We start from the raw sequence: 24,636 nt of genomic DNA, 5'->3' as shown, positions 1-24,636 counted from the left end.
ACCTCCCCGCAACGCCAAGGAGCCGGCGTGAACTGGCACTTCCGAGCCATCCCGATCTTCGCAAGCCTGGCCTGCGTGGCCTCGACCTGCGCCGCCGGGCTTCCCGAGACGCTCCGCTTCCTGCACCAGGACGACGCGGCCGGGGCGATCGCCGAGCCCCCGCCGAACGCAGGCCGCCGGGTCGACTGGAACGTCCAGATCGAGCCCATGGCAAGGTTCACCGCCCCCGCGGGCGAAATCAGGCTGCCGGGTGGCTCGATGCGCGGCTCGCTGGTCGAACTCGAAGACCTGAACCTCGACGCACCCCGCCTGATGCCAGGCTTCGATATCAGCCTGCGGAACGGCCCCTGGCGGATCAATGCGATCGGCCTGTTCTACGACATCGACGGACAGATCGCCACGGCCGACGAAGACCTGACCTTCGGCACGCTCTCGGTCGCCGATGGCCAGCGCACGAGCATTGCCCACACCTACGCCCAGATCGACCTTCGGCTTGCCCGCACGATCGTCGATCGTCCCATCAGCCCGCGCACGAGCGACGAGGGACACCGGGTGCGCTTCCGGCTCGACGCCGAGGCGGGCGTGCGCATCTACGACTTCGAGTTCGAGATCGAGAACCTCGACACGGGCGGTCGTTTCACCGATGACCGCACCTTCTTCGAGCCGCACGCGGGCTTCAAGGCCGGCTTCAGCATGTTCGAGGACCTCACGATCGACCTGTACACGAACTTCGGGGCCTGGCCGTTCGACGCCAGCGCGTTCAGCTGGGACATTGGCGTGGGCTTCCAGTGGCGGCCGGTCGACTACTTCGGGGCGCAGATCGGCTACCGCAGCACGATCTTCCGGCTCAACGAGGGCAGTGGCGTGAACGAGTTCGAGTGGAACGGGTCCTACCAGGGCCTGTACGCGGGCCTGCAGTTCCGCTTCTGAGGGGCTCTGGCGCCCGCCGGGTTCCTACCATGCCGGCCCGAACGAGGGCCACCATGACCGAGACCGCTTCGACCAGTTCCACGACGCCCGCGCACCGCTACAACGCGGCCCTGGCCAACGCCATCGAGCCCAAGTGGCAGGCGCGGTGGCTCGAGGCCGGCGTCTACCACCGGCCCAATCCGGGCGAGCGCGGCTTCGACGCAAGCCGCCCCAAGTTCTACGTGCTCGACATGTTCCCCTATCCGTCCGGCGCCGGATTGCACGTGGGCCACCCCGAGGGCTACACCGCCACCGACATCCTGGGCCGCTACAAGAAGATGGCCGGCCACAACGTCCTGCACGTCATGGGCTGGGACGCCTTTGGCCTGCCCGCCGAACAGCACGCCATCAACACGGGCGAGCACCCGGCCGGCTTCACCCGCGGCACGATCGATACGTTCCGCCGCCAGCTCCAGCGGTTCGGCTTTGCCTACGACTGGTCACGCGAGGTCGCGACCATCGACGAGGGCTTCTATCGCTGGACGCAGTGGATCTTCCTGAAGCTCTACGACTCGTGGTTCGATCCCTGGCTGAACAAGGCCCGGCCCATCGCCGAGCTGCGCACCGAGCTGGAAGGCGGCGATCTGCGCGTCGGTGGGGACGGCGCTCTGGTGCACGTCGGCCGAACCAGCAAGACGCTGACGGCCCTGGGCGGCGAGCCGGGCATCGCCCGCCGCTGGCACGAGCTCGCCGCCGACGAGCAACGAGCCGTCATCGACGATCAGCGACTGGCCTACGTCGGTGAGCAGACGGTCAACTGGTGCCCGAAGCTGGGAACGGTGCTGGCCAACGAGGAAGTCATCGACGGCAAGAGCGAGCGCGGCAGCCATCCGGTGTTCCGCAAGCCGCTCAAGCAGTGGATGCTGCGCATCACGGCCTACGCCGAGCGATTGCTGGAGGGCCTCGACGGCCTGGACTGGCCCGAGGACACGAGGGGCAAGCAGCGCCACTGGATCGGCAAAAGCGAGGGCGCCGAGGTCGACTTCGCGCTGGACGTCGACACCAGCGATCCGGAGATCGACGCCGACCTGCCCCCGGCCCTGCGCGTCTTCACGACGCGGCCCGACACCATCTTCGGCGCCACCTTCATGGTCATCGCGCCCGAGCACCCGGTGGTCGAGGCCGTCCTGCGCACGCCCCGGCCGCAGACGCCCGCCGACGAGCTCCGCGCCTACGCCGAGAAGGCGCGAAACACCGCCGACGTCGACCGCCAAGCCGCCAAGGAAAAGACGGGCGTCTTCACCGGGCTGCACGCCATCAATCCGGTGACGAGCGAGCGCGTGCCGGTGTACGTGGCCGACTACGTGTTGATGGGCTATGGCTATGGCGCGATCATGGCCGTGCCCGCGCACGACGACCGCGACTTCGAGTTCGCTGAGAAGTTTGGTCTGCCAATCCGCGACGTGGTGTATCCGCTGGCGATCTCGGCGATGGCCTATTACGCCGCCCACGCCACGCAGACCGAGACCGACAGTGAGGCCTGGCAGACCACGCTTGCCGACATGCTGGGCTACGTCACGAGCAACGACGTCGTGCCGAAGGACTTCGACCACGCCCTGACCCACGTGCGACTGAACCGCCGCGGCGAGGGACCCGTGCCCGAGGAGCGGCAGGAGTTGATCGGCGCGAATCCCGCCGACCTGGCCGACACCGAGCGTTGGCGCGGGGCCGTCCGCGGCCAGTGGCTCGACACGATCGAGAGCCTCTTCAACGGCGACTTTGCGAAGCTACGGGACACCTTCGCCGGTGGCACGTACTACGCCAGCCAGGGCCAGGCCTACGTCGGCAACGGTTACGCCGCGAACTCGACGGCTACGGTCGAGGGCTCGACCGTGTCGCTCGACGGCGCGCCCACGAGCCAGGCCAAGGCCCGGATCACCGACTGGCTCGACGAGACCGGCATCGGCCGCCGCCGCACGAACTTCAAGCTGCGAGACTGGCTCTTCAGCCGCCAGCGATACTGGGGCGAGCCGTTCCCGATCGTGTTCACCGAATCGGGCGATCACTATCCCGTCGATGCCGACGCATTGCCCGTCAAGCTGCCCGACATCGCCGATTACGAGCCGGCCGAGAGCGAGGATCCCAAGCCGCTGCTCGCCAAGGCGACCGATTGGGTCCGCACCACCGCAGGTCAGGCCGGCTGCTCGGCACTCGACCCCGAAACGGTGGTGTATCGCGAGACCAACACCATGCCCGGTTGGGCCGGAAGCTGCTGGTACTACCTGCGCTACGCCGACCCGCACAACGACGATGCGCTCGTCTCGAAGGAAGCCCAGGCTTATTGGCTGGGCGACCGCGGCGTTGATCTCTACATCGGTGGCTCCGAGCACGCCGTGCTACACCTGCTCTACGCGCGTTTCTGGCACATGGTGCTCTACGACCTCGGCTACGTCGACTCGCCAGAGCCATTCCGCAAGCTGTTCCACCAGGGCCTGATCACCAGCTTTGCGTACCAGCGCAAGGACAAGACGCTGGTGCCGACCGACGAGGTCGAGAACGTGGGCAGCGACGACGATCCGAGGTACATCGAGCGCTCGACGGGCGACACGGTCACCCAGACCATCGCCAAGATGTCCAAGAGCCTCAAGAACGTCGTCAACCCCGACGACGTGATCGCCGACTTCGGGGCCGATACCTTCCGGCTGTACGAGATGTACATGGGCCCGCTCGAGGCGAGCAAGCCCTGGAACACCCGCGACATCATGGGCCTGCACCGCTTTCTGCAGCGGCTGTGGCGGCTGATCGTCGACGAGGAATCGGGCGAGCCCAGGCTGGCCGACGAGCCCGACGCAGACGTTGACAAGCAGCTCCACCGCACGATTGCCAAGGTCGAAGGCGATATCGAACGCCTGAGCTTCAACACCGCCATCGCCGCGATGATCGAGCTGGTCAACCTGGCCACGAGCAAGGCCGGCGACGGCCCGATCTTTACCCAGCAGCAGGCCCGGCGCGTCGCCGCCACGCTCGCGCCCTTCGCGCCCCACACGGCCGACGAATTGCACGAGCGCCTCGGCGGCGTCGACCACGCCGGCCAGCAGGTTCAGACGCTCTACGACAGCGTGTGGCCCAAGTACGACGAGAGCAAGCTCGTCGACGACGAGGTCGAGATCGCCGTGCAGATCTTGGGCAAGGTTAAGGCCCGCATCATGGTACCCGCCGACGCCGACGCGGAGCGTCTGGAGTCGATCGCACTGGCTCACGACGAGATCAAGCCGCTCCTTGACGGAAAGACCGTCAGGAAGGTCATCGCCGTCCCGGGCCGCCTCGTCAACATCGTCGCGAACTGAGTCAGGTCCGAACTTCGGCTCCGACCGTTTCACGCAGGGCCCCGATCGCCCGCTCCATCTGCGGATCGACCTCCTCGTGCCGCAGCGTGCGATCGTCGTCGCGGAAGGCCAGCCGAAGCGTCACGCTCTTCTTGCCCTCGCCCACCTGCTTGCCGGCGTACGTCCCGACGAACGCGATGGCCCGCAGCCGATCGAGGTCGAGCCCTTCGACCGCCGACTCGATCTGCGCCCAAGGCGTTGATTGCGGCACCACGACCGACAGATCGCGCTCGATGCCCGGGAACGCCGGGAGCGCGCTCACCCTCGGCGTGGGCGGGTAGGCAACGAGCAAGGGCTCGAGCTCGAGCTCAGCCACGATCACCGGTCGCTGCAGATCGAACAGCGCGAGCGTCTCGCCCGTGGGCAGCCCGAAGGTCCCGAGATCGATCGAGCCGCCCTCGTGCTCAACGAACACCCGCCCCGCGTTCGCCACGTCCATCGCGGCCGGCAAGTCGCCGCCGGTCTCGATGCGCAACCTCGCCTCGTGACCGTAGCACAAGGCGACCATCGACTCGATCGCGGCCTTGACGACCCGCACGCCGTGCTGTACGTCCTCGGCCTTGGCCTTGGGTCCATCGCCGCCGGCGTCGACGAGCAGCGCGATCTTGCGAGACTCCTCGTTCGTCCCCTCGCTCTTGGACCAGAACGTCGCCGACACCTCGAACAGACGCACGCCGCCGTCCTGGTGTACCTGCGCGTCTCGGTTCACCCGCCGGCACGTCAGCAGGCTCGGCAGCACGCTCGGCCGCAGCGTCGGCTCGGCCCCGCGCCGATCGTCGTCGACGTTCACGAGCGACGCACCCGTCGGTAGGAACGGCGCCGCCTTTTCCGGGCTGGTGAAGCTGAACGTGACGGCCTCGAAGAACCCGAGGGCCGTCACCGCGTGGGCGATGCCCTCCATCGCCTGCTCTTCGGGTTGCGGAGGCTGGGCCTTGATCGCCAGCCGCCGGGCCATCGGGACGGCGTCGAAGCCGCGCAAGCGGGCGATCTCCTCGATCAGGTCGATCTCTCGCACCAGGTCGTGCGCGCGGTGCGGAGGCGGCGTGCACGCGAGCGCGTCGTCCTGCACGCGCACGTCGATCTCCACCGATCGCAGCAGCCGCACCATCTCGTCGGCGGGCGTCTCGATGCCCAGCACGGCCGAGCACCGCTGCGGCCGCAGCGTGATGGCCCTGCCCTCGGGCATCGGTGCGCCTTCGACGAGGGCGCCCTCGCACAGCGTGCCGCCGGTCAGTTCGGCGATGAGCCGGGCCGCGATCTCGGCAGCCGGCAAGCACGTCCGTGGATCGACGACCCGCTCGAACCGGTGGCTCGCGTCGGTCCGCACGGCGTGGCGCCGGCTCGCGGCGCGAACCCGGGCCGGGTCCCACGTGGCGACCTCGAGCACGATGTTCGTCGTACCTTCCTCGACCTGCGAGTCGGCCCCGCCGATGACGCCCGCCAGCGACGTCGCCTTGGCCGCGTCGGCGACCACGATCTCGCCCGCGGCGAGCTTCCGCGAGGCGCCGTCCAGCGTCGCCAATGGCTCGCCCTCGGTTGCCTCGCGGATGACGAGCGTCCGGCCTTCGAGCCGGTCGAGATCGAACACGTGGCTCGGGTTGCCGTGCTCGAGGTTCAGCCAGTTGGTGACGTCGACGGCGTTGTTGATCGACCGCTGGCCCACGCTTTCGAGCAGTTCCCGCAGCCACGCCGGGCTCGGACCGATGGTGGCGTTCAGGATCACGTGGGCCGTGAACGTCGGGCACGTGGGCCGCTCGCCCGCCGAGCAGCGGTTCTCGAGGGTCAGGTGCTCGCCGACCGCCGGGCCGCGCGGCACCTCGCCGATGCTCCGTGGCGTGACGGCCCGCCCGGTGATCGCCGCGATCTCGCGCGCCAGCCCGAGGTGGCACAGGCAATCGCCCCGGTTGCTGGTCACCTCGACGTCCAGCAGCGCGTCGTCGCCCCTGGGCTCGACGCCGTCGAGCGGGAACCCGGCCGCCGTCAGCGCGGCATCGACCTCGTCGACGGTCAGCGGCGAACTCGCGTCCTCGTCCCCCTCACTTCCCAGGAGGGAGGCGAGCCATGTCAGGCTTGCGTCCATAGGGGCCAAGGGTAGGGCTGGCACCGTTCCCCGATGCGTGCCGCCGCCGTACGCTCCGCCATGCTCCACCGGGCCTGCACGCTCATCCTGCTCGCCACCCTCGCGCTGTTCGTGTCTGCGTGCCGCTCGTCCCCGGATCCCGAGCCCGCACCGGCCTCGCTCCAGGCGCCGCCCGGCCTCAGCGTGCGGGCCGAGGTCTACGTGCGGGACACCATCGCCGCCGCCCGCTTCACGCCGGGCGTCTACCTGCTCGAGCCCGACGGCACGCTCCGAGTCAGCGAGCGTCAGCCCCGGACCGCCGACCAACCCATGCCCCCCGAGACCGCCTACCCGCCCATCCAGCGGCGGCTGAGCCCCTCCGAGGTCGACCGCCTCTGGCGCGTCATCGGCCCGACCACGCTATCGGACCCCAACAACCCCGAGCGCATCAGCCCCTCGGCCGACTGGTCGCCGCCATCGACTCGCAGCCTCGCCCTCATCGACATCGAGGACGACCGCGGCCGCCGCCGCTTCGCGGTGTCGCTGACCGGGGCGACCCCCGCGGCCATCGACGGCCGTGCCCTGGTCGAGCGGCTCCAGGCCCTGGCGTGGCGGACGCCGCCGCCGAAGGGGTAGGCGATTCGGTGAATCGGGCGGCGGCCCGTGCACGACGTGGATCCAACCGCTGGACACCGAAGCTCGCCTGATCGGATCGCGTTCGGAGAAATCGCTCTCGCGGCAGCGCCAATGCGGTCGCCGGTCCGAAAACAAGGACGAACGACCCGAGTTTATCATGGTGCGACGCACTTCTGCCATGAAAAACTCCGGCCGCGCCATGAAGCGGCGCGGCTTTCTCATGGAAAACTCGGGCCGCACCATGAAGCGGCGCGAGTTCTTCATGGAGTGGCGCGACCTTTCCATGAAAAAGTTCGGCCGCCACATGAAGCGAGCCGCGCTCTCGATGAAGAAAACCGGCCGCGCAATCACGCGGCTCGAGCGTTTCATGGCTTGGCCACGGGGGGCAACAACCACCACCGTCCCGGCCGCAACCGCCCGAGCCCGCGGCCGTAGACTCTTGCTGCGGGCAGCTTTGGCTTCGCGATCGATCCGAGGGAGGACGATGCCGTGCACTCGATCCTGAAGATGACCGCCGCGACGATGGTCGCTGCCATGGCGCCGGCCGCAGCGCTCGCCCAGGCCTGCGACCCAACCGAGATCTTCGCGCCGCAGGTGCTCTACGGCGTGGACAGCTTCCCCCTCTGCGTCGCGATCGGCGACCTGGACGGCGACGGCCACGCCGATCTGGCCGTGGCGAACGGCGCCACCGCCAGCGTCAGCGTATTGCTCAACAACGGGGATGGAACGTTCGCCGAGGACGTCCTGTACGGCGCGGGAGAACAACCCAGGTCCGTGGCGATCGGCGACCTGGACGGTGATGGCGACGGCGACCTCGTGGTGGCCAACTCCTTCGACGACGACATCAGCGTCCTGCTGAACAGGGGGGACGCCACCTTCATACCCGTTGCACGCTACGTAACCAGCTCGCGGCCGTTCTCCGTGGCGATCGGCGACCTCGATGGCGACGGCGACGCCGACCTGGCCGTGGCGCACGAGGCCGACGTCGTGGTCAGCGTGTTCTTGAATGACGGCCGCGGCACATTCGCCGGAGGGTCCGCCCCCCGCGTCGGCGACAGGCCCATTTCGGTCGCGATCGGCGACCTCGATGGCGACGGCGACGCCGACCTGGCCGTCGCGAATCGACTCAGCGATGACGTCAGCGTGCTGCTCAACGATGGGGACGGCAGCTTTGCGCCCGAGATACGTTACGGCGTGGGCACGACGCCGGCGTCCGTGGCGATCGGCGACCTGGACGGTGACGGCGACCTCGACCTGGCCGTGGCCAACGACGGCAGCGACGACGTCAGCGTGCTGATGAACGACGGGAATGCAACGTTCGCCGACGATGTCGCCTACGGCGTGGGCGACTACCCCCAGTCCGTGGCGATCGGCGACCTCGACGGCGATGGCGATGTTGACGTGGTCACGGCGAACCGATTCGACGAGACCGTGAGCGTGCTGCTGAACGATGGAGACGGCGCCTTCGCGCCCGGTGCGAGCTACGACGCCGGCCGAGTCCCCTGGTTTGTGGCGATCGGCGACCTGGACGGCGACGGCGCGCCCGACCTGGCCACCGCGAACGCGCAGGGCGTCAACGTCAGCGTGCTGCTCAACCGGTGCGGTCCCTCCGCCTGCCCCGCCGACCTCGACGGCGACGGCGAGCTCACCATCTTCGACTTCCTCACGTTCCAGAACCTCTTCGACCTGATGGACCCCCGCGCCGACTTCGACGGCGACGGCGACTTCACCACCTTCGACTTCCTCGCCTTCCAGAACGCCTTCGACGCCGGCTGCCCGTAGCGCGGCGGCCGCGCCGCGGTCATCCCCAGGTGGCCGGAGAGCGCTTGGGCGCTCCCCTAGCCTCTTGCAATGCCTCCGAACGACTCGAACGCGCCCATCATCGGCATCGACCTGGGCACCACGAATTCCCTCGCCGCCTACGCCGACGACGCCGGGCCGCGCATCCTGGGCGACAACGCTACAGGTTCCGGCATCGTGCCCAGCGTCGTCCGCTACGAGCCGCGGGCCGACGGCTCGCTGGCCGCCATCGTGGGGCTCGATGCGCGCGAGCGGGCGGTCGAGTTCCCGCAAACGACCATCGCCAGCGTCAAGCGGCTCATGGGCCGCAGCCTGGCCGACGCCGCGGGCGATGCGCCGTACCTGCCCTACCAGATCGTCGACGGCCCGCGCGAGATGGTGGCGGTCGCCATCCCCGTCGCCGACGGCCCGCCCGTCGTACGTACACCCCAGGAAGTCTCCGCCGACGTCCTGCGGGCCGTGAAGGACAGGGCCGAGCAGGCCCTGGGCGTGCCGGTCTCCAAGGCCGTCGTCACCGTGCCCGCCTACTTCGACGACGGCCAGCGCCAGGCAACCCGCGACGCCGGACGCCTGGCCGGCCTGGACGTCGTCCGCATCGTCAGCGAGCCGACGGCCGCAGCCCTCGCCTACGGACTGGGCTCGGCCCAGCGGTCCAGCATCGAGCCCACGACGGTCGCCGTCTTCGACCTGGGCGGCGGCACCTTCGACGTCTCGATCCTCCGCATCACGCCGGGCCCGCAGCCCGACGCCCCGGCCATCTTCCAGGTGCTCGCCACCGACGGCGACACGAGGCTGGGCGGGGACGACGCCGACCACGCCCTGGTCGGCCTGTTCCTGACCGAGGCGAACGAACGTTTCGACCTCGGCCTGACGGATCGCCTGGCCGACGCCCTCTCGGCCCTGCCCCCGCAGACCCGCCGCGCCCTGCTGACGTTCGCCCAGGACGTCAAGCACCGCCTGAGCGATCGCGACGCGGCCGAGATCGCCATCGACCTCGGCGGCGGCCGCTCGTACGACCGCACGGTCACGCGCACGGAGTTCGAGTCCCTCATCGAACCCATGATCAAGCGGGCCATCGCCGCATGCGAGCGCGCCGTGAAGGCTGCGGCGAAGCAGCCCGGCGGCGAGTCCATCGACGCCGTCGTCTTGGTTGGCGGCTCGACGCGCATCCCCGCCGTGCGCAAGGCCGTGGGCGCGTTCTTCGGGCTCGAGCCCTACACCGCCCTCGACCCCGATCGCGTCGTGGCTCTTGGCGCGGCGGTGCAGGCGTCGACGCTCGCCGGCCGCAGCCGCAACAGCCTGCTGCTCGACGCCATCCCGCTCAGCCTTGGCATCGAGACGGTGGGGGGCGCCGTTGCCAAGCTGATCGTCGCCGGCGCCACCCTGCCGGCGCGCGCGAAGGAAACCTTCTCCACCAGCGTCGATGACCAGACCGCCATCGAGCTCAAGGTCCTCCAGGGCGAGCGCGAGATGGCCGAGGACTGCCGCCAGCTCGGGCTGTTCCACCTGCGAGGCATCCCGCCCATGCCCGCCGGCGTGCCGCAACTGGAAGTCGAGTTCCTCGTCGACGCCAACGGCGTGCTCAGCGTGTCGGCCATGGAGAAGCGATCGGGCCAGACCGCCACGCTCCAGGTCATTCCCAACCATGGGCTGACGCGCGACGAGGTCGACGCCATCGAGGCGCAGGCCATCGAGCACGCCCGCGACGACATGACGCGCCACCGCGTCGTCGACCTCGTCGCCCACGCCTCGCTCGACGTCAAGTGGATCACCGAAGCTCTCGGCCGCGTCGGCGACCAACTACCCAATGACCTGCGGACCAGGATCGAAGCCTCGGTCGAATCGGTTCGGGCGATGGCCGATCGGGCCCGGGCCGACTGGCGCTCGGTCGACGCCGAGGCCTTCGCCGCCGCCAAGCAGGCCATGGACGAGGCCAGTGTGCCCCTGCACGAGGCGTCGATCTCGGCGTCCCTCAAGGGCATGCCAGGCCGCACGACCTGAACCGGATGGCTCGGGATGGCTGACGGGCGTGCGGGCCGGCCGCATCCCTGTATGGCGGACGGAGAAACCAGCGATCCCACCCCGGGCTGCCTTCAAACCGGGCGGGATCTGACACCAAGGACACCGGCCTCGCGCAATCAGCCGGCGCTCTCGCGCCCAGGGCTTGCGGCGTGGCCAGAGCGAACTAGACTCTCGTGCGGGCCGTTGGAAGCAGCGGCGGGGCTGTCGCTTCGGGCTCGCATTGGTCGATCAGGGGAACGAACGGAACACGAATGTCCAGAGCCGCCAAGGGACCATCCCCATACCTCTTCCTTGCCTCGAGCCCCAAGGGCGGCAAGCGGCTGGGCGTGCGCAGCGCCGCCAGCGAGCGGGCCCTGGCCTCGGTGCTGGGTCGCGAGCGGCGGGTGCTCGTGTGGTCCCGTCGGTTGCCCGGCTGGCTGGGCAGTTCGGGCCAGATGGGCCTGAAGGACCAGGAGCAGTTCAACGCCGTGCTGGGCCAGCTCGTCTCCCGCGGCGTTCCGCTGGTCGAGGCCCTCGACGTGACCGCGTCGGCCGTCGACGCCAGCCACGCCGACCGCATCCGCCGGGTGCGGTCGCAGGTCGCCGGCGGCGCGATGTTCGCCGACGCCTGCGGCAAGGTTGGCATCGTCGATCCGGTCACCTCGGCGGTCTACCGGGCGGCGGAGCGCACGGGCGACCTCGGCGGTGCCTGCGGCCAAATCGCCAAGACCGCCGAGCGGCAAGTCAAGGTCCGCAGCCAGGCCATCACGCTGATGTTCTACCCGATCATCGTGCTGGGCGTGAGCGTGCTGGCCGGCTGGGGCATGCTGACGTTCATCGTGCCGATGATCGGCTCGCGGCTTTCGAGCATGGGCAGCGACCTGCCGTGGTTTACCGTCGCGCTCATGACGGCGGGGCAGACCATCCGCGACAACCTGGGCGTCTTCTTCCTGATCGTGCTGGGCCTGCTTATCGCGACGATCGTGCTGCGTAAGGCGGTGCTCGCCGCGCTGTGGAACGTCGTGCGCCGCCTGCCCGGCATGCGCGAGCTGGTGCTGGCCCAGGAGACCACGCGCTTCTTCTCGGTCATGGCCGCCATGACGCGTTCGGGCGTTACGCTGGCCGACGCGCTCGTCGTGGCGTTCCGAACCGTGAGCCACGCGAAGCTGCGTCGGCAGTTGCAAACCCTGCAGCGCCGGCTCGTCGAGGGCGGCCAATTGGCGCAGCTCATCGAAGACGTCGATGCGTTGCCGTTGCCGGTGCGCAAGCTGCTCATCGCCGCCGAGCGCTCGGGCGACCTGGAAGAAGCGTTCGAGAGCCTGGCCGAGGACATGGCCGACGAGGTCGAGCGACGCAGCACGCGCGCGCTCGCGGTGCTCGAGCCCGGGCTGATCATCTTCATGTTCCTGATGATCGGCTCGATGGTGCTCGCCATCATGCTGCCGCTCTTTACGGCAACGGCCAATATGGACATGGGTTGAAGCAGAATCGAGCGTCGACCGACGGCGTCGAACGCCGAGCGCATCGAAGAAGTGTGAGAAGAGAGACCGAGGAAGCACACATGAGCGATAGAAAGCACACACGTTCTCGCCACGCACGACGCGGCTTCTCGCTGCTCGAGCTCACGCTGGTGATCCTCATCATCGGCGTGCTCATGGGCGTGGCGACGGTCGCCTTCGCGCCCGCGCTCCTGCGCGGCAAGACGACGGCGACCGAGGCGAGCATGACCACGATCCGCCGAGCGATCACCGAGTACCAGGGCATCAACAACCAGTACCCCGCCGCGCTGCAGGCGCTCGTGCCAGGGCACCTCGAGGAGGTTCCGCTGGATGGCTGGGACAACCAATTCTGGTACGCTGCCCCGGGGCAAGATGGTCGGCCCTTCGACCTCATCAGCGCCGGCGAGGATGGCCAGTACACGACCGCCGACGACATCAACGTCTGGACCATGAACGAGGAACAGGGCCAGTAAGCCATGCCCGCGCCACGCGCACATCTCGCACGCAGCCGGCGGGGCATGACGTTCCTCGAGGCGGTGCTCGCCTCGGCCTTGCTGGGCATCGTGGCCATGGGCGTGTTCGGCGCGCTCAACTACCTCGTGCTGCAGCAGAAGCGGGCCGAGCAGTTTGCGGGTGCGTCCGAGGTTGCCAACCGCGTCGTGGTGATGTACCTGGACAGCCCCGACAACATGCCCCAGGGCGGGCGGCCCATCGCCTACGGCCGGCACCTGTACCGCTGGACGTATGATGCTGCGCCGATCGATGTGTACGACCCGAACGCGACCGACGAGCCCACGCCGCTCTCGCTGACGCGGCTGCGTGAGCTGACCGTGAGCGTGTGGCTGCACGAGGACAGCGGCGGCGCCTACTCGCCGAACCCCAGCATTCCTGGCATCATCGTCCGCCGGATGCTCGATCCGCTCGCGACACGCAATCCGGACACGCTGCAACGCGGCATTGAAGACGGCACCATCATGGAAGGCATCATGGGCGGCGGTTCGACGCCGACCTCGGGCGGTTCGCAGGCACCCGCCGGTGGATCGCTGGGGGGTGGCTGATGACCACTCCGGCGCGCGGCTTCACGCTGATCGAGCTGTCGATGGCCATCGTCATCGGCACGGTGATCCTCTTCGCGGCCATGGGCATGTTCCACACGATGGAGCGGGCCGATGCCATCGCCGAGGTGCGCGCCGAAGAGAGCTCCCAGCTCCAACGAACGCAGCGCGTCGCCAGCCGAGCGCTGGGTTCGCTGCTCGTGATGTCCCGCCAGGATCAGCAAACGGCCTCGGCTGCGCGCACGGCCCAGGATCAGGCCGAGGCTGCAGTGGCCGAGGGGCGGAGCCTCGGCGGCGGGCAGGGCGAGCAAGGCGACCAAGACTCGCTCGACGCTCTCGCCGCCACGGTGAGGAGCTTTCGTCCCCGCGTCCTGCTCGAGCGAGATCCGATGCTTTCCGGAATTCCGATGGTGCGGCGCGTCCGCATCGGTGAGCAGGGTCTCGGCCAGCCCGAAAGCACCATGCCCCAACGGCTGGAGCTTGCCTTGAGCGCTCCACCCGTGGTTCCGTCCTACGCAGACACGCAGCGGCGGATGCGGATTGCTCAACTGGGCATGGCCCCGGTCGAGATCGGCTCGTCGGTCGATGAGGAGGGGGCCGTCCGCGGATCGTTCGTCTTCCGCGATGAGCGGCGTCTGAACGAATTGGGACTGCGGGTCTTCAGCCTGTGGTGGGTGCCGATCGCTGGCGATGCGGACGACGCGGCGCTGATCGAGGCCGAGGGCCTGGACCCTGCCATGGTCGACGGTGCGGTGATGCTGATGGACAGCGTCGTCTGGGCGCGGTGGCAGTTCTTCAAGGAAGGCGAGTGGCGCGACGAGTTCGAGGTGCTCGGCGAGCTCGACCTGGCCGCCTACGGCGAGCTCGAGTTGACCACGGCCCAGAACGTGACGGTCGCCTGGCTGTTCGAGCTCGCGTGGACAATCGGAACCGAGGAAGACGAAGACGACGCCGACGGAGATGGATCCGGCGATGAAGTTGGTGATGGCGGGCCCGGGAGCGCGACGGACGAAAGCGGCCGGACTTCGGGCCTGGGCGGGGGAAGCAATTGATGCCTCCGAGCTTTGCCATCGCACGCCGATCGCGGGCCTTTGCGCTGCCGCTCGTGGTCATCCTGTCGATGGTTGCCACGATGGCGATCGCGGTCATGCTCGAAAGGCAGGGCCATCAGACGCGCTCCACGATCCGCCAGATGCGGTGGACGCAGGATCGCCACCTGGAGCGCGGCGTGCGCGAAATCGCCGGCGCGTGGCTGACGGGCGCGAGCCGACGGTTGAACGACATCGCCAAGGAGGGCGGACACGCGCTCGACCTGACGATGGGTGGTGGTCGCACGATCCGGCTGGACGTCGAAGACGCCCAGGGGTCGGTCTTGTCGGTGTTCGACGGTGTCTCAGAGGCCGAACTGCCGTTTGCGCAGGGGGCGTACGACAGCGTGCTGATGCGAGCCGGCGACCAGCAGACGCTCGACCAGTGGACCAGGACGGTCGGGCCGGTGGCGATCAGCGCCGTGACGGCGCCCGAGGAGGTCATCGCCGCGGCGGTGGCCCCGATGATCGGGGACGGGCAGGCTTCGGCCCTGGCACGCGACGTCGTGCTGGCCCGGGAAGACGCCGACGGCGAGCGCGGCACGCAGTGGCTGCGGCGGGTCATCGCCGACTACGCGACCGAGATGGAGGACCGCCGGACCATGCAGCGGCTGCTGGTGGGCGAGGCCGATCTCTGGCGGCTTCGGATCTCGGTCATGGATGATCGGGGCCGCGTGGGATCGATGTACGAAGCGATCGTGGAGGTCGACGGGCGAGAGATCCGCCAGCGTGCCGATAGTGGCGCGTTCGCGCCGCTGGGGCCGTTCCTGTTGTGGCGGCGTATGGACGAGGCGGAGATGGTCGAGTACGGCGCACGCGGACGCTAAAGTAGCAGTCGCACGTGCGGCGATAGGGGATCTACGAATGGCAAGCAGTCACAGTCGGGCGGGGACGCTTCAGAAGCGACGGAGCATCCAGATCGCCGCTGGGGTCGCGTGCGTGGCGTTCGTCGGCATGGCGCTCGGCGCCGTAGTTGTCGATCGATCGGTCGAGCCGGCACCCGCCGTGGTGCTGCCGCCGTCGGCTCCCATTGCGGGCGGTGCGGTCGAAGACGAATACGAGCCGTTCCCGCCGCTCATCGCGTCTGGGCTGTCTTCGGTGTACACGCTCAAGCCCGAAGACAAGCCCGACGAAGGCCCGAAAGACCCCAGAAGCGAAGAAGCTCCGCCGCAGGACATCGTGCTCGTGGCGGCGATCGGGCAGCCGGGGTCGATGATGGCCGTCATCCGCGAGGGCGCCGCGCAGACGGCCATCGCCGAAGGCCAGCGGGGCGGGTCGGTCGACGTGCTGGAGGTCCGGCCCGGCTACGCGCGGGTGCGGTATCGAGGCGAAGAACGCGAGCTGACGATCGGGCAGCCCATCCTCATGGTGAGCGACATGGGCGCGGCCGGTGACCTCGCCGCGGGCAGCCAGATCATCACGCCGCCCGGCGCGATTCCCAAGGCCGAGACGCTCGAAGAGCAAGGCGTGACGCGGACGCGCATGCCCACGGCGATGCAGCGAGCACAGTCGAGCGGCAACTCGGGCGGAGGAGGCTCGGACCAGGGCGATCGTGGTCGCCGCGGAGGCGGGGGCAACAGCGGCACGAGCCGGCCGCCCGCGGGTGGCACGCCCGGCAACAACAACAATGGCCCCGGGGCGGGCGCCGAGGACGATCGGTGAGCCAACGTGTCTGCTTCATCGAGCGAGACGAGCGGGGCGATCGCATCCGCGCGGTTCGCCTCATCGGCCAGCACGCCGAGGCGGCGTGGATGAGCCCGCGGGCCGAAGGCCGGTACGTGTCCGAGGCGGCCGAAGACGCCGAAGCGGCGGCCGAGTGGATCGCCGAGCGGCTCTCGATCGATGGCGACAAGCTGGGGCTGATCGTTCTGGACACCACCGGCGCGCACTGCGCCTGGGTGGAGGCGGCGACGGCCGAGGCCGGCGCGGTGCGGAGTGCGTACGGGCGCGGGGGCGAGGCGGTCGAGGACGACTACGAGGCCGACTTCGGGCTCGAGGAAGAAGCCGAAGACACCGAAGCCCTTGGCGCGCGGCCGACGCCCGTCGAGGCCGCCATCGAGACGCTCGGGCCGGCGTACGAGTCGCCTGCGGGGGTCCGCGTGGGCGTGCTTGTCGCGCCCGACGCGATCGTCCGGCTGCTGATCGACGAGCTCGATCGGCACGGCGTTGGCTTTACCGGCGTGGCGAGCCTGTGGCACCTGCTCGGTTGGATGGCTTCGCCCGACGCGGCCAGCTCGGTTGATTCGGCACGCGTCGTGGCCGATAGCCCGACGGTCAGTGGTGGGGTGATGGTGACGACCTCGGGACGTCTGCTGTGGGGCTGGTGCCGCGAGGACACGCTGTTGGCGGCCGGTTCGATCCGACTTGGCTTGCACGACGATGGCCCGATCGTCACGACGCACGACGTGGCACGGCTGGTGAACGACTGGGTGGCGTGGAGTGCCCAGGTGGGCGTGGCGCCGGGTCGCATCCAGATCGCTTCGTGCAACGTTGCCGGCGAGCGCGTGGTCGGTGATGCCGACACGCTCTCGGTGCCGGGCGTGGCCTCGGCGCTGGCCGATTCCTGGCCCGAGGCGGTCGTGGACGTCGACGTCTTCGAGGATCCGGTGCTCGAACTACTCCGAGCCCATGGCACGGATGTGAGCGGAGACCTCGCGCCCGGGCATGCGATGTCCTCGCTGGCGCTCCGGCCCGGCCGTGCGACGCGGAGGGTGTACCAGGTTGCCGGTCTGGCGCTCGCTTGCTGCGGCATCGCTCTTGCGGCGCTGGGCTTCCGCTGGCAGAGCCAGGCCCCGGCTGTTCGCGCGGATGCCGACCGGGTGCGCGAAGCCTACCTGGCGGACATGACCAAGGTTGAGCAGGACCTGGGCCTTCCCGCTGGCGAGATCACCGGTGCGATCGTGCCGATCTTCATGCTCACCGGCGTGGTCGACCAGAAGACCCGAGCGAGCGAGATTACGCGAGCCGAGGGCAAGCCCATCGTGCGGGAACTCGAGTCGTTGTCGTTCCTACTCGGCGAGTTGGGCGACGAGGTGGAACTCCAGAAGATCGACGCGAGTTCACTTGGATTTACGGTGCAACTCTCGACCGAGAACGATGCGATCGTGGGACGCATCGACTCGCTTCTGAGCGATCTGGACATGAACAGTGGCCCGATCCGCTGGCAGGCGACCGCGACCCAGCGAGGCTCGGAGTACACGGTGCGCATGGCGGGCACGTGGACTCGCCAGGGAGGCCAGCCGTGAGCGACTACGAGCGAGATGGCTCGACGACGAGCCGGTCCGAGCTTGCCGCACGGGCCGCGGCCCGAGAGCAGCGGAACAAGCCTCGGGGCTTCTTGTACCTGGGCGCCATCGTCGTGCTGGCGGGGCTCATCTACATGATGTACGGCCGTTCCGTGCTTGGCGGTGCGATGGGCGAGCGTCGTCGCGAGGTCAACACGGCAACGAGCGTTGCGATGCAGACCAGCCGGCTCGAGAGACACCGCGAGGCCGAGGCGCAGCAGGGCGGGAGCGGCCTGGAGGCCGTTCCGAACTTCACGACGCTCGCGGGTACCGCCGCGCAGGCCGTCGGCCTTTCTCCCGCACCTTCGCTCTCGAGCCAGCGGCAGAACGACCTGGACGAGATCGTCGAGCGAATCTACCAGTACGATCGCGTCACGAGCCGCGATCTCGAAGCGTTGATCAGTTGGGTGGCGAAGGTGCAGGAGTTGGTGCCGGGGGTAGAAATATCCCGGCTCGACCTCGTGCCCCAGCCAACCCAGTGGCAACTGTCCATTACGTTCGTAAAGCCGGAGCTTGCCTCATGACCAACCGTGCGTTGGCCGTTGCCATCCTCTCGTGTCTGGTGTGCGCCTTTGGGTGTGCGACGGACAGGACCGAAGAATTCAAGAGGGACCTGGGCGGGATCGTGCCAGACGATACGGCCCAGAAGCAGGAGGCCGTCCGGCTCGTGAATCAGGCCTATGAGGTCTACCACGACAACGACCGGAAGCAAGAGCGACGCGTTGCCGAAGCAGCCGCCCTGCTCGAGCGGGCGATCGGGCTCGACCCCGGATTCGCGACGGCGCACCTCAACCTGGGCGTACTGCACCTGGAGAACGAGAACCTGCCGATGTCCGTGAGGTTCTTCCGGCAGGCTCACCTCCTGATGCCCGGTGACTCTCGGCCCAGCTACCACCTGGGCGTCGCTTACTACCGGATGGGGCACGCCCGCGAGGCGATCGACGCGTACGTGCGGGCGATCGATATCGACGAGTCCGACATTCGGGCCGTACGCGGGCTGGCGCTCGCGTGCCGCAGCATCCACTACGCCGACGACACCACGCTCGAGGTGCTTCAACGATCTGAGATGCTCGAGCCCGACCAGGAGTGGCGCGAGTTGATGGCGCGAGAAATCGACCGCCAGCAGCGCAAGCTCGAGATGAGTTCCACCGGATGAGCGACAACGTGAAGAAGAAGCCCAATGCGATCCGCCAGGCGGTGACGCTGTTGCTCGCCCTTGCCATCTTCGCGCTGGCGGCGGTTGTGATCTACCCCAAACTCCAGCAGCGCACGCAGGGGCCGGTGAGGCTGGACGTGGTCAACGGTACCGGCGGATCCATGATCGACACGGTCGTCTCGCTGCGGGTACCGGCCAACCAGAACGTCGGCGGGATCGAGTCGTTGCTGCCGAGCGGGGCCGTTATCACGGTGTACGACGGCCTCGGCCCGGCGCAGGTCGAGTCGATCTCGTTCACGGCGGGCGTTGACGGCGAGGCGGTGACGCACGCCGTCGATCGGGCGCTGGATCCTGGCGGCGTCATGGTCCTGCGCATCACGGCGGACGGCATCACGGTCGACGTGACCGATGCACCGGCCGAAACTCCGGACTCCTGACTCCTACAGGCGTTCGGCCGCGAGGCTTGCGAGCGTGGAGCGTTCGCTGCGCTGCAGCATGACGTGGCCGACCAGGCCCAGGCCCTTCATCTTCTCGACGGCGTACGACAGGCCGTTGGACGAGCTGTCGAGGTAGGGGTTGTCGATCTGGCCGATGTCGCCGGTGAGCACCAGCTTGGTGCCCTCGCCGACGCGCGAGGCGATGGTCTTGACCTCGTGTGGTGTGAGGTTTTGCGCCTCGTCGACGATCATGAACTGGTGGGGGATCGAGCGGCCGCGGATGTAGGTGAGCGGCTCGAGCACGAGCTTGCCGTCTGCGATCATCTTGTCGATGCGTTGCTCGTTCGTGTGGCTGTCGGCGGCCTGGCCGTGGGCGCCACGGGTGCTGAGCAGGTACTCGAGGTTGTCGAAGATGGGCTGCATCCAGGCGAAGAGCTTCTCGTCCTTATCGCCGGGCAGGAAGCCAATGTCGCGGCCCATGGGCATGATGGGTCGTGCGACGAGCAGCTTGTCGAAGCGACCTTCCTGGAAGACCTTGGCCATGCCGGCGGCCAGCGCGAGCAGCGTCTTGCCCGTGCCGGCGCTGCCGAGCAGCGTGATCATCTGGATCTCGTCGTCCATGAGCAGATCGAGGGCCATCGTCTGCTGCACGTTTCGCGCGAGCAGGCCGAAGATGGGCTTGCGCGGCGGGCTGATGGGGATGAGGTGCTCGGTGTCGGCCAAGCGGCGGGCCAGGCCCGTGTGGTTCTCGTCCTGCTCATCCTTCAAGAGCACGAACGCGTTGGGCAGGATCTCCTCGGGCTCGGCTGGCAGCGTGGGGTCTTCTTCGTCGTGGTCGGCGGCGAGTGCCTCGTGGACGGGGTCGAGCGGCAGCATCCGCTCGTCGTAGAGCTGATCGATGAGGTGGCCTTCGACCGCGGCGGTGACGTAGCCGGTGTAGAGCCGGTCGGCGTCGATCTTCTGGTTCTGGAAGTCTTCGGTTGGGATACCCATCGCGTCGCTCTTGATGCGCGCGTTGAGGTCCTTGGAAACGAAGACCGCGCGGTTGCCCTTCTCTTGCAACTCCCACGCGACGGCGATGATGCGGTTGTCCTTGGTGTCTTCGGCGATGGCGTGCGGGCGGCTGGTGTCGGAGATTGCGATGCGGATGAGCCCGGTGGTGCCGTTGCCCGTTGAGGCGGCGGCGCCGGCCTGGGGGCTGGCGTCTCCCCAGCGCACGCCCTCGGTCAGGGTGCCCTTGGCGCGCAGGCGATCAAGCCGGCGGATGACCTCGCGCGCGTTGCGGCCGATGTCGTCCTCCTGCCGCTTGAGCTTGTCGAGCTCTTCGATGACGGCGAAGGGAATGACGACGTTGTTGTCCTGGAAGACGAACAGGGCGTTGGGGTTGTGCAGCAGGACGTTGGTATCAAGGACGAATTGCTTGATGACCGGCGTCTTGGTTGTGGCGGTGGTGGCCATGGTGTTCTCTCGGATTCTCTCTCGCAGTTTCGCGGTGGGTCAGGAAGCTACCAGGTAGACCACGCGGCGATGATGAGCAGCGTGGCACAGATGATGGACAGGACGAACTTGACGACGATGGCCGCGAACCAGCCGGCCGAGGCGCCGGCCCCGACCTTGGCGGATTGCTTCCAGGTTTCCTCCTGACCCGTCCGATGGACGAGCATAGCGGCGATGCCCGCGCCGACGGCTCCGCCGAGGAGCGTGCCCACGATGGGGAGCACGAATGATCCGGCGATGGCACCGATGATGCCGCCCCCGAACGCTGCGATCATCGCACGACGCGTTCCGCCCATGCGCTTGGCGCCCAAGACGCCTGCGGTCCAATCGACGACGTCGGAAGCAAGCGTGCACGCGAGCGTAAAGCCGAAGATCCACCACGACACGATCGGGTCATCGCCCGGCCAGTAGCCCAGCCAATAGCCAATAAGATTGGCGAAAAGGGTGACCAGCGTCAGCAGCCAAAGTCCCGGCAAGCTCACCAAAACGATGGCTGGCCCGATCAGGGCGGCCAGGGTGAGCACGATGGCGAAGGCGATCCAGATGCGTGCGCTCCGGCGGGAGGGGCGGGGCTACGGAGTCTTGCCCGGTTCTTGGGAGTCGTCGGGTCCGGCATTCGCCTCGGGCTTTGCCGCTTCGTCGATCTCAGACGTCGAGGCGTCGTCAGGCGTGGCCTCGGCCTGATCAGGGAATCGCTCGCGCTCCATCTCGAGGATCCAGTCTTCAACGCCCTGGTGCCGGTACAGGTCGACCTTGATGTTCTTGCCAGCGTGCGTCGGGTGCGAGTCGTTGAGGCGCAGCACCACGTAGAACTTGTGCCATTGGCTCTTGTCGAATTCGGCTACGTGCTCGGGCTCCACCTCGATGCCACCGGGGAGCGTGATGCGCTTGGCGTCCGGATCCCACGCGTACCTGGTGCCAAGGGCGCGGAAGAGGCCGTAGGCGAAGTACAGACCAAGGCCGGCTCCGACCAGGAAGATCGGGTACTGGGCCATGATATCGAAACGGCTTCGGCGCTTCGGCGCGTTGCCGCGGTCGACGTCGCCCCAGGTCTCGCGGAGCGCTGCGAGTCGTTCGAACGCCGAACCGATCTCGCCCTCGTCAGCGTTCTCGCGCGGGTACTTGGTGTACTGCGGGTCCAGGCGATTGACGATGCTCAGCGCGTCGAGCCAGTTGCCACGCACGTCGTCCATGGTCGCCGGATTGCGGTTGTAGCTGGGGTTGCCGAGGCGGTCGTAGGTCTCGACGGGATCGGGGATGCTCGCAACGCCGAGGTTGGCGCCTGCCGACGCGGCGGGCGGCGGGTTGTCGAGGAAGTCGAGGTATTCCCACTCTGTCCATTCGGCAAACTTGACCGCCTGGGCGGGATAGAGGATGAAGCCGTCGTAAAAGCCCCACACGCCCAGGCCCAAGACCAGGACGGCGAGGACGACCTGCTTGATCCAGTAGCGCGGGCTGAGCTTGGCTTGCTGGGTCTCGGCCATGGGTTCTCCGTGGGCGTTGCGATCGAGGCGGTACGGACCCGGCCCTACGCGTCGGGCGAGGAGGTGTCCATGGAGCGAAAGGTATCGTGCCACCACTGATCGGCCCACGACCGCCCCAGGGGGCTATCGGTCAGCCGATCGAATCCGCCCGAATCGACCCGGATCGACGGGATGGTCGGGTAGCGACGCGGATTCTTGATCGCTCTATTCAGCCACCGCTCGTGCGTCAGGCGGAACGCCTCGCCGAGCGAGTTTGGCCGGACGCGTTTTGGTAGGTGATCGGGCGTCATCTGATGGTCATTGTACCGATTGGTTCCGCTTGGGTTGGGTGTTTCGAGCCACTCCCTGACATCGGCCACAACGACGGTCGAGCCAACCCAGATCAGGCCTGCGGCGCCGTCCGGCCTCGCCACGATCGCCTGCCCGTGCGGTGGAGCCGATAGCTGTCCCACTGGACGAGGGTCATGGCCAGTACGCCCAACGGGTGCACGAGTGCGGTGAGGGCGGGGAGTTTCAGCCGCGATGCGAGCAGGAGGCGTTGGGCGAGGTGCGAACCGATGCAGGCGAGCGCGAGGACCATGGCCAGCGATGCGGCCCTTCCGGAGACGAGCAGTGCCACCGCCGCCACCCACGGCAAGAGGTGGCCAATGACGTGCATGACCGTGAGAAATGCCAGCAGGCCGACCGAGCCCAGGCCCTCGTACGCGTTCTTGGCGAAGCCGCGCCAGGTGCTCGTGAAGTCGTGATACATGCGCACGGAGGCGAGAGCAGTGCCGTCGAACAGGTCTGACCGATAACCCGACCTGCGTGCCTCCCGCGGCATCTTCACGCCGTCGTGCATGGTGTCCTTGAAGGCGGCGTGCCCTCCGAAGGCGTCGTAACACGCGCGGCTGACGAGGATGAACTGGCCGCAGGCGGCGGACGTTGACGGGTCGGTGGTTGAGCGCATCCGGCTCATGGGCAGGTAGCTGAACAGGATGAAGAAGATCATCGGGACGACCAGCAACTCGGCGGGCGAGCGGACGATCTGGCGAGGGAACGTTGAGATGAGGCCCAGCTCGGCGTCGCGGTTGTCGAGCACCTGCCAGGCAGCGAGCGTGCCGGCGATGGCGCCGGGCTCGAACCGCACGTCGGCGTCGGTAAAGAGGAAAAGGTCGCCGGTCGCCTGCTGGGCGCATCGCCAGCACGCGTGTTGTTTGCCGTTCCAGCCGTCGGGTAGCGGGACGGACTCGACCACGCGGACTCGGTCGTCCTCGGCGGCGAGCTTCGCGAGGATCTCCGGCGTGGCGTCGCTGCTCTGGTCGTCGTAGACCAAGACCTCGATCTGCCGGTGTGTCGACGCAAGAAGGGAGCGGACGCACTGCTCGATGTTGGCTTCCTCGTCGCGCGCGGGGATGCAGATGCTGACGGTGCGACCGACCGCGTCGTCTTGCTTCGGTGGAGGCTGGTAGAGGCGGAGATTCGCGACGGTCAAGGCGAGCGCGCCGAGCGAGATCAGCAGCGCGATGCCGAGGAAGACGACGAGGATCACGAACTCGGCTCCGTGCGGGGCTTGTGTGACTCGATCGATGCCTGCCGACCGGTCATGCGAAGGACGGCGTCGTAGACGGGATTGACGCCCGATGATCCCCGGCCAAGCACCGTCTCGAACGCCGCCGGATCACGAGCGACGGACAGCTTGGCAAGGTCGCGCATCGTTGCGTCGAGCGACTCGGTCATGCGGCGCTGCCAGTGGCTGGTGGTCGAACGCTCGGGGGATCGGCACGGCGTGGCGAGCAACAACAGCTCGGGCTTGCGGTCTTCCCAGAACGTGTACTCGACGGCCAGGCTGACGACGCGCGTCGGGCGGCCGGCCGAGTCGAGCCGCGAGGCGATGGCGGCGGCGCCGGGTCGCAGCTCGAGCGGCGCCCGGACGTCGGCAAATCCACCCTGTGGGGTGATCCAGAAGCTCGGGCGCGGATTGGACGCCGCGAGTTCGCTGGCGTACTTGACCATCGCCTTGAAGGCTCCGGGGTCGTCAAGATCGACGCCGAAGAGGCCGAGCTTTCGCATGAACTTGAACTGCTCGACCATGGCGCGGTCCATGGGCGCAAACACCTGACGCGTCCGTGCACAGCGGTCGGCGAGCGCGGCGGTCAGGATCGGATCCCACCAGCTCTGGTGATTGAGCAGGAGCATGGTGGGGCCGTCGTGGGAGTCGAGTTCCGCCAGTACCCGCGCACCGCCGCGGGCGAGCCGCATCGCATTGAAGTTCTTGCGGATGAGGCGGCTGGCGTACCAGCGGAAGAGCCGGCAGAACCACGCTCGTCGATCGTGCGGCAAGATGGCCGGCGTGGCGTCCACGG

General features: G+C 68.2%; 23 protein-coding genes and 1 pseudogene. 17 read left to right on the top strand and 7 right to left on the bottom strand.

The annotated features are described in order from the left end of the window. The first annotated feature begins 27 nt into the window (after positions 1–27). The 3 genes and pseudogenes from RIA68_03510 to RIA68_03500 all read left to right on the top strand — a co-directional run bounded on the left by RIA68_03510 (position 28) and on the right by RIA68_03500 (position 4,256). Positions 28–930, top strand: coding sequence for a hypothetical protein (locus tag RIA68_03510; protein ID MEQ8316501.1), 903 nt, complete (start codon positions 28–30; stop codon positions 928–930). 29 nt (positions 931–959) lie between these two features. After that, positions 960–1,481, top strand: a pseudogene (locus RIA68_03505) (class I tRNA ligase family protein). A gap of 99 nt (positions 1,482–1,580) precedes the next feature. Next, positions 1,581–4,256 (top strand): class I tRNA ligase family protein, encoded by a 2,676-nt coding sequence (locus tag RIA68_03500; protein ID MEQ8316500.1) that lies wholly within the window; start codon positions 1,581–1,583, stop codon positions 4,254–4,256. A gap of 1 nt (position 4,257) precedes the next feature. Here RIA68_03500 and pheT read toward each other — a convergent pair whose 3' ends face one another. Continuing rightward, positions 4,258–6,375, bottom strand: a complete 2,118-nt coding sequence (pheT, locus tag RIA68_03495; GenBank protein ID MEQ8316499.1) for a phenylalanine--tRNA ligase subunit beta — start codon at positions 6,373–6,375, stop codon at positions 4,258–4,260. 60 nt (positions 6,376–6,435) lie between these two features. Between pheT and RIA68_03490 the strand changes: the two genes are divergently transcribed. The 14 genes from RIA68_03490 to RIA68_03425 all read left to right on the top strand — a co-directional run bounded on the left by RIA68_03490 (position 6,436) and on the right by RIA68_03425 (position 19,310). Continuing rightward, the gene (locus tag RIA68_03490) at positions 6,436–6,990 is read left to right on the top strand and encodes a hypothetical protein (GenBank protein ID MEQ8316498.1); all 555 of its coding nucleotides are present in this window, start codon (positions 6,436–6,438) and stop codon (positions 6,988–6,990) included. A gap of 157 nt (positions 6,991–7,147) precedes the next feature. Next, positions 7,148–7,495: a hypothetical protein gene (locus tag RIA68_03485; GenBank protein MEQ8316497.1), complete on the top strand. Its 348-nt coding sequence runs from the start codon at positions 7,148–7,150 to the stop codon at positions 7,493–7,495. Further along, positions 7,480–8,772, top strand: a complete 1,293-nt coding sequence (locus RIA68_03480; GenBank protein ID MEQ8316496.1) for a VCBS repeat-containing protein — start codon at positions 7,480–7,482, stop codon at positions 8,770–8,772. Before RIA68_03485 ends, RIA68_03480 begins: the two co-directional genes overlap by 16 nt. A 69-nt stretch (positions 8,773–8,841) precedes the next feature. After that, positions 8,842–10,791, top strand: coding sequence for an Hsp70 family protein (locus RIA68_03475; GenBank protein MEQ8316495.1), 1,950 nt, complete (start codon positions 8,842–8,844; stop codon positions 10,789–10,791). Between the two features lie 272 nt (positions 10,792–11,063). After that, positions 11,064–12,272 (top strand): type II secretion system F family protein, encoded by a 1,209-nt coding sequence (locus RIA68_03470; GenBank protein ID MEQ8316494.1) that lies wholly within the window; start codon positions 11,064–11,066, stop codon positions 12,270–12,272. Between the two features lie 80 nt (positions 12,273–12,352). Further along, positions 12,353–12,763: a type II secretion system protein GspG gene (locus tag RIA68_03465; protein ID MEQ8316493.1), complete on the top strand. Its 411-nt coding sequence runs from the start codon at positions 12,353–12,355 to the stop codon at positions 12,761–12,763. A 3-nt stretch (positions 12,764–12,766) separates the two neighbouring features. Then, a complete protein-coding gene (locus RIA68_03460; GenBank protein ID MEQ8316492.1) occupies positions 12,767–13,348 on the top strand; it encodes a hypothetical protein in 582 nt (193 codons plus the stop codon). Further along, the gene (locus RIA68_03455; GenBank protein ID MEQ8316491.1) at positions 13,348–14,397 is read left to right on the top strand and encodes a prepilin-type N-terminal cleavage/methylation domain-containing protein; all 1,050 of its coding nucleotides are present in this window, start codon (positions 13,348–13,350) and stop codon (positions 14,395–14,397) included. The genes RIA68_03460 and RIA68_03455 overlap by 1 nt, the downstream gene beginning before the upstream one ends. Beyond that, positions 14,397–15,260, top strand: a complete 864-nt coding sequence (locus RIA68_03450) for a hypothetical protein (protein ID MEQ8316490.1) — start codon at positions 14,397–14,399, stop codon at positions 15,258–15,260. Before RIA68_03455 ends, RIA68_03450 begins: the two co-directional genes overlap by 1 nt. Before the next feature lie 37 nt (positions 15,261–15,297). Continuing rightward, the gene (locus tag RIA68_03445) at positions 15,298–16,095 is read left to right on the top strand and encodes a hypothetical protein (protein ID MEQ8316489.1); all 798 of its coding nucleotides are present in this window, start codon (positions 15,298–15,300) and stop codon (positions 16,093–16,095) included. Then, the gene (locus RIA68_03440) at positions 16,092–17,678 is read left to right on the top strand and encodes a hypothetical protein (protein MEQ8316488.1); all 1,587 of its coding nucleotides are present in this window, start codon (positions 16,092–16,094) and stop codon (positions 17,676–17,678) included. Before RIA68_03445 ends, RIA68_03440 begins: the two co-directional genes overlap by 4 nt. After that, positions 17,675–18,241 carry a hypothetical protein gene (locus RIA68_03435; GenBank protein ID MEQ8316487.1) on the top strand — a complete coding sequence of 189 codons (567 nt, stop codon included), beginning with the start codon at positions 17,675–17,677 and terminating at the stop codon, positions 18,239–18,241. Before RIA68_03440 ends, RIA68_03435 begins: the two co-directional genes overlap by 4 nt. Beyond that, complete coding sequence (locus RIA68_03430; protein ID MEQ8316486.1) at positions 18,238–18,873, top strand: tetratricopeptide repeat protein; 636 nt, start codon at positions 18,238–18,240, stop codon at positions 18,871–18,873. The genes RIA68_03435 and RIA68_03430 overlap by 4 nt, the downstream gene beginning before the upstream one ends. Further along, positions 18,870–19,310, top strand: a complete 441-nt coding sequence (locus tag RIA68_03425; protein ID MEQ8316485.1) for a hypothetical protein — start codon at positions 18,870–18,872, stop codon at positions 19,308–19,310. Before RIA68_03430 ends, RIA68_03425 begins: the two co-directional genes overlap by 4 nt. 3 nt (positions 19,311–19,313) lie before the next feature. Here RIA68_03425 and RIA68_03420 read toward each other — a convergent pair whose 3' ends face one another. From RIA68_03420 to RIA68_03395, 6 genes are all read right to left on the bottom strand, one after another. Further along, entirely contained in the window at positions 19,314–20,768 is a 1,455-nt protein-coding gene (locus tag RIA68_03420) for a PhoH family protein (protein ID MEQ8316484.1), read from the bottom strand. 47 nt (positions 20,769–20,815) lie between these two features. Further along, on the bottom strand, positions 20,816–21,331 hold the full coding sequence (locus RIA68_03415; protein MEQ8316483.1) for a DUF456 domain-containing protein: 516 nt from the start codon (positions 21,329–21,331) through the stop codon (positions 20,816–20,818). A 48-nt stretch (positions 21,332–21,379) separates the two neighbouring features. Next, positions 21,380–22,291: a hypothetical protein gene (locus RIA68_03410; GenBank protein ID MEQ8316482.1), complete on the bottom strand. Its 912-nt coding sequence runs from the start codon at positions 22,289–22,291 to the stop codon at positions 21,380–21,382. 44 nt (positions 22,292–22,335) lie between these two features. After that, positions 22,336–22,581, bottom strand: coding sequence for a hypothetical protein (locus RIA68_03405; protein MEQ8316481.1), 246 nt, complete (start codon positions 22,579–22,581; stop codon positions 22,336–22,338). Positions 22,582–22,673: 92 nt separating this feature from the next. After that, a complete protein-coding gene (locus tag RIA68_03400) occupies positions 22,674–23,822 on the bottom strand; it encodes a glycosyltransferase family A protein (protein MEQ8316480.1) in 1,149 nt (382 codons plus the stop codon). Then, on the bottom strand, positions 23,819–24,634 hold the full coding sequence (locus RIA68_03395) for a lysophospholipid acyltransferase family protein (GenBank protein ID MEQ8316479.1): 816 nt from the start codon (positions 24,632–24,634) through the stop codon (positions 23,819–23,821). Before RIA68_03395 ends, RIA68_03400 begins: the two co-directional genes overlap by 4 nt. Positions 24,635–24,636: the final 2 nt, after the last annotated feature.

Source organism: Phycisphaerales bacterium (genome assembly GCA_040217175.1).
Taxonomy (GTDB): Bacteria; Planctomycetota; Phycisphaerae; order Phycisphaerales; family UBA1924; genus JAHCJI01.
Note: the sequence above shows the minus strand (reverse complement) of the source record. Positions and strands in the feature narration are given on the sequence as shown.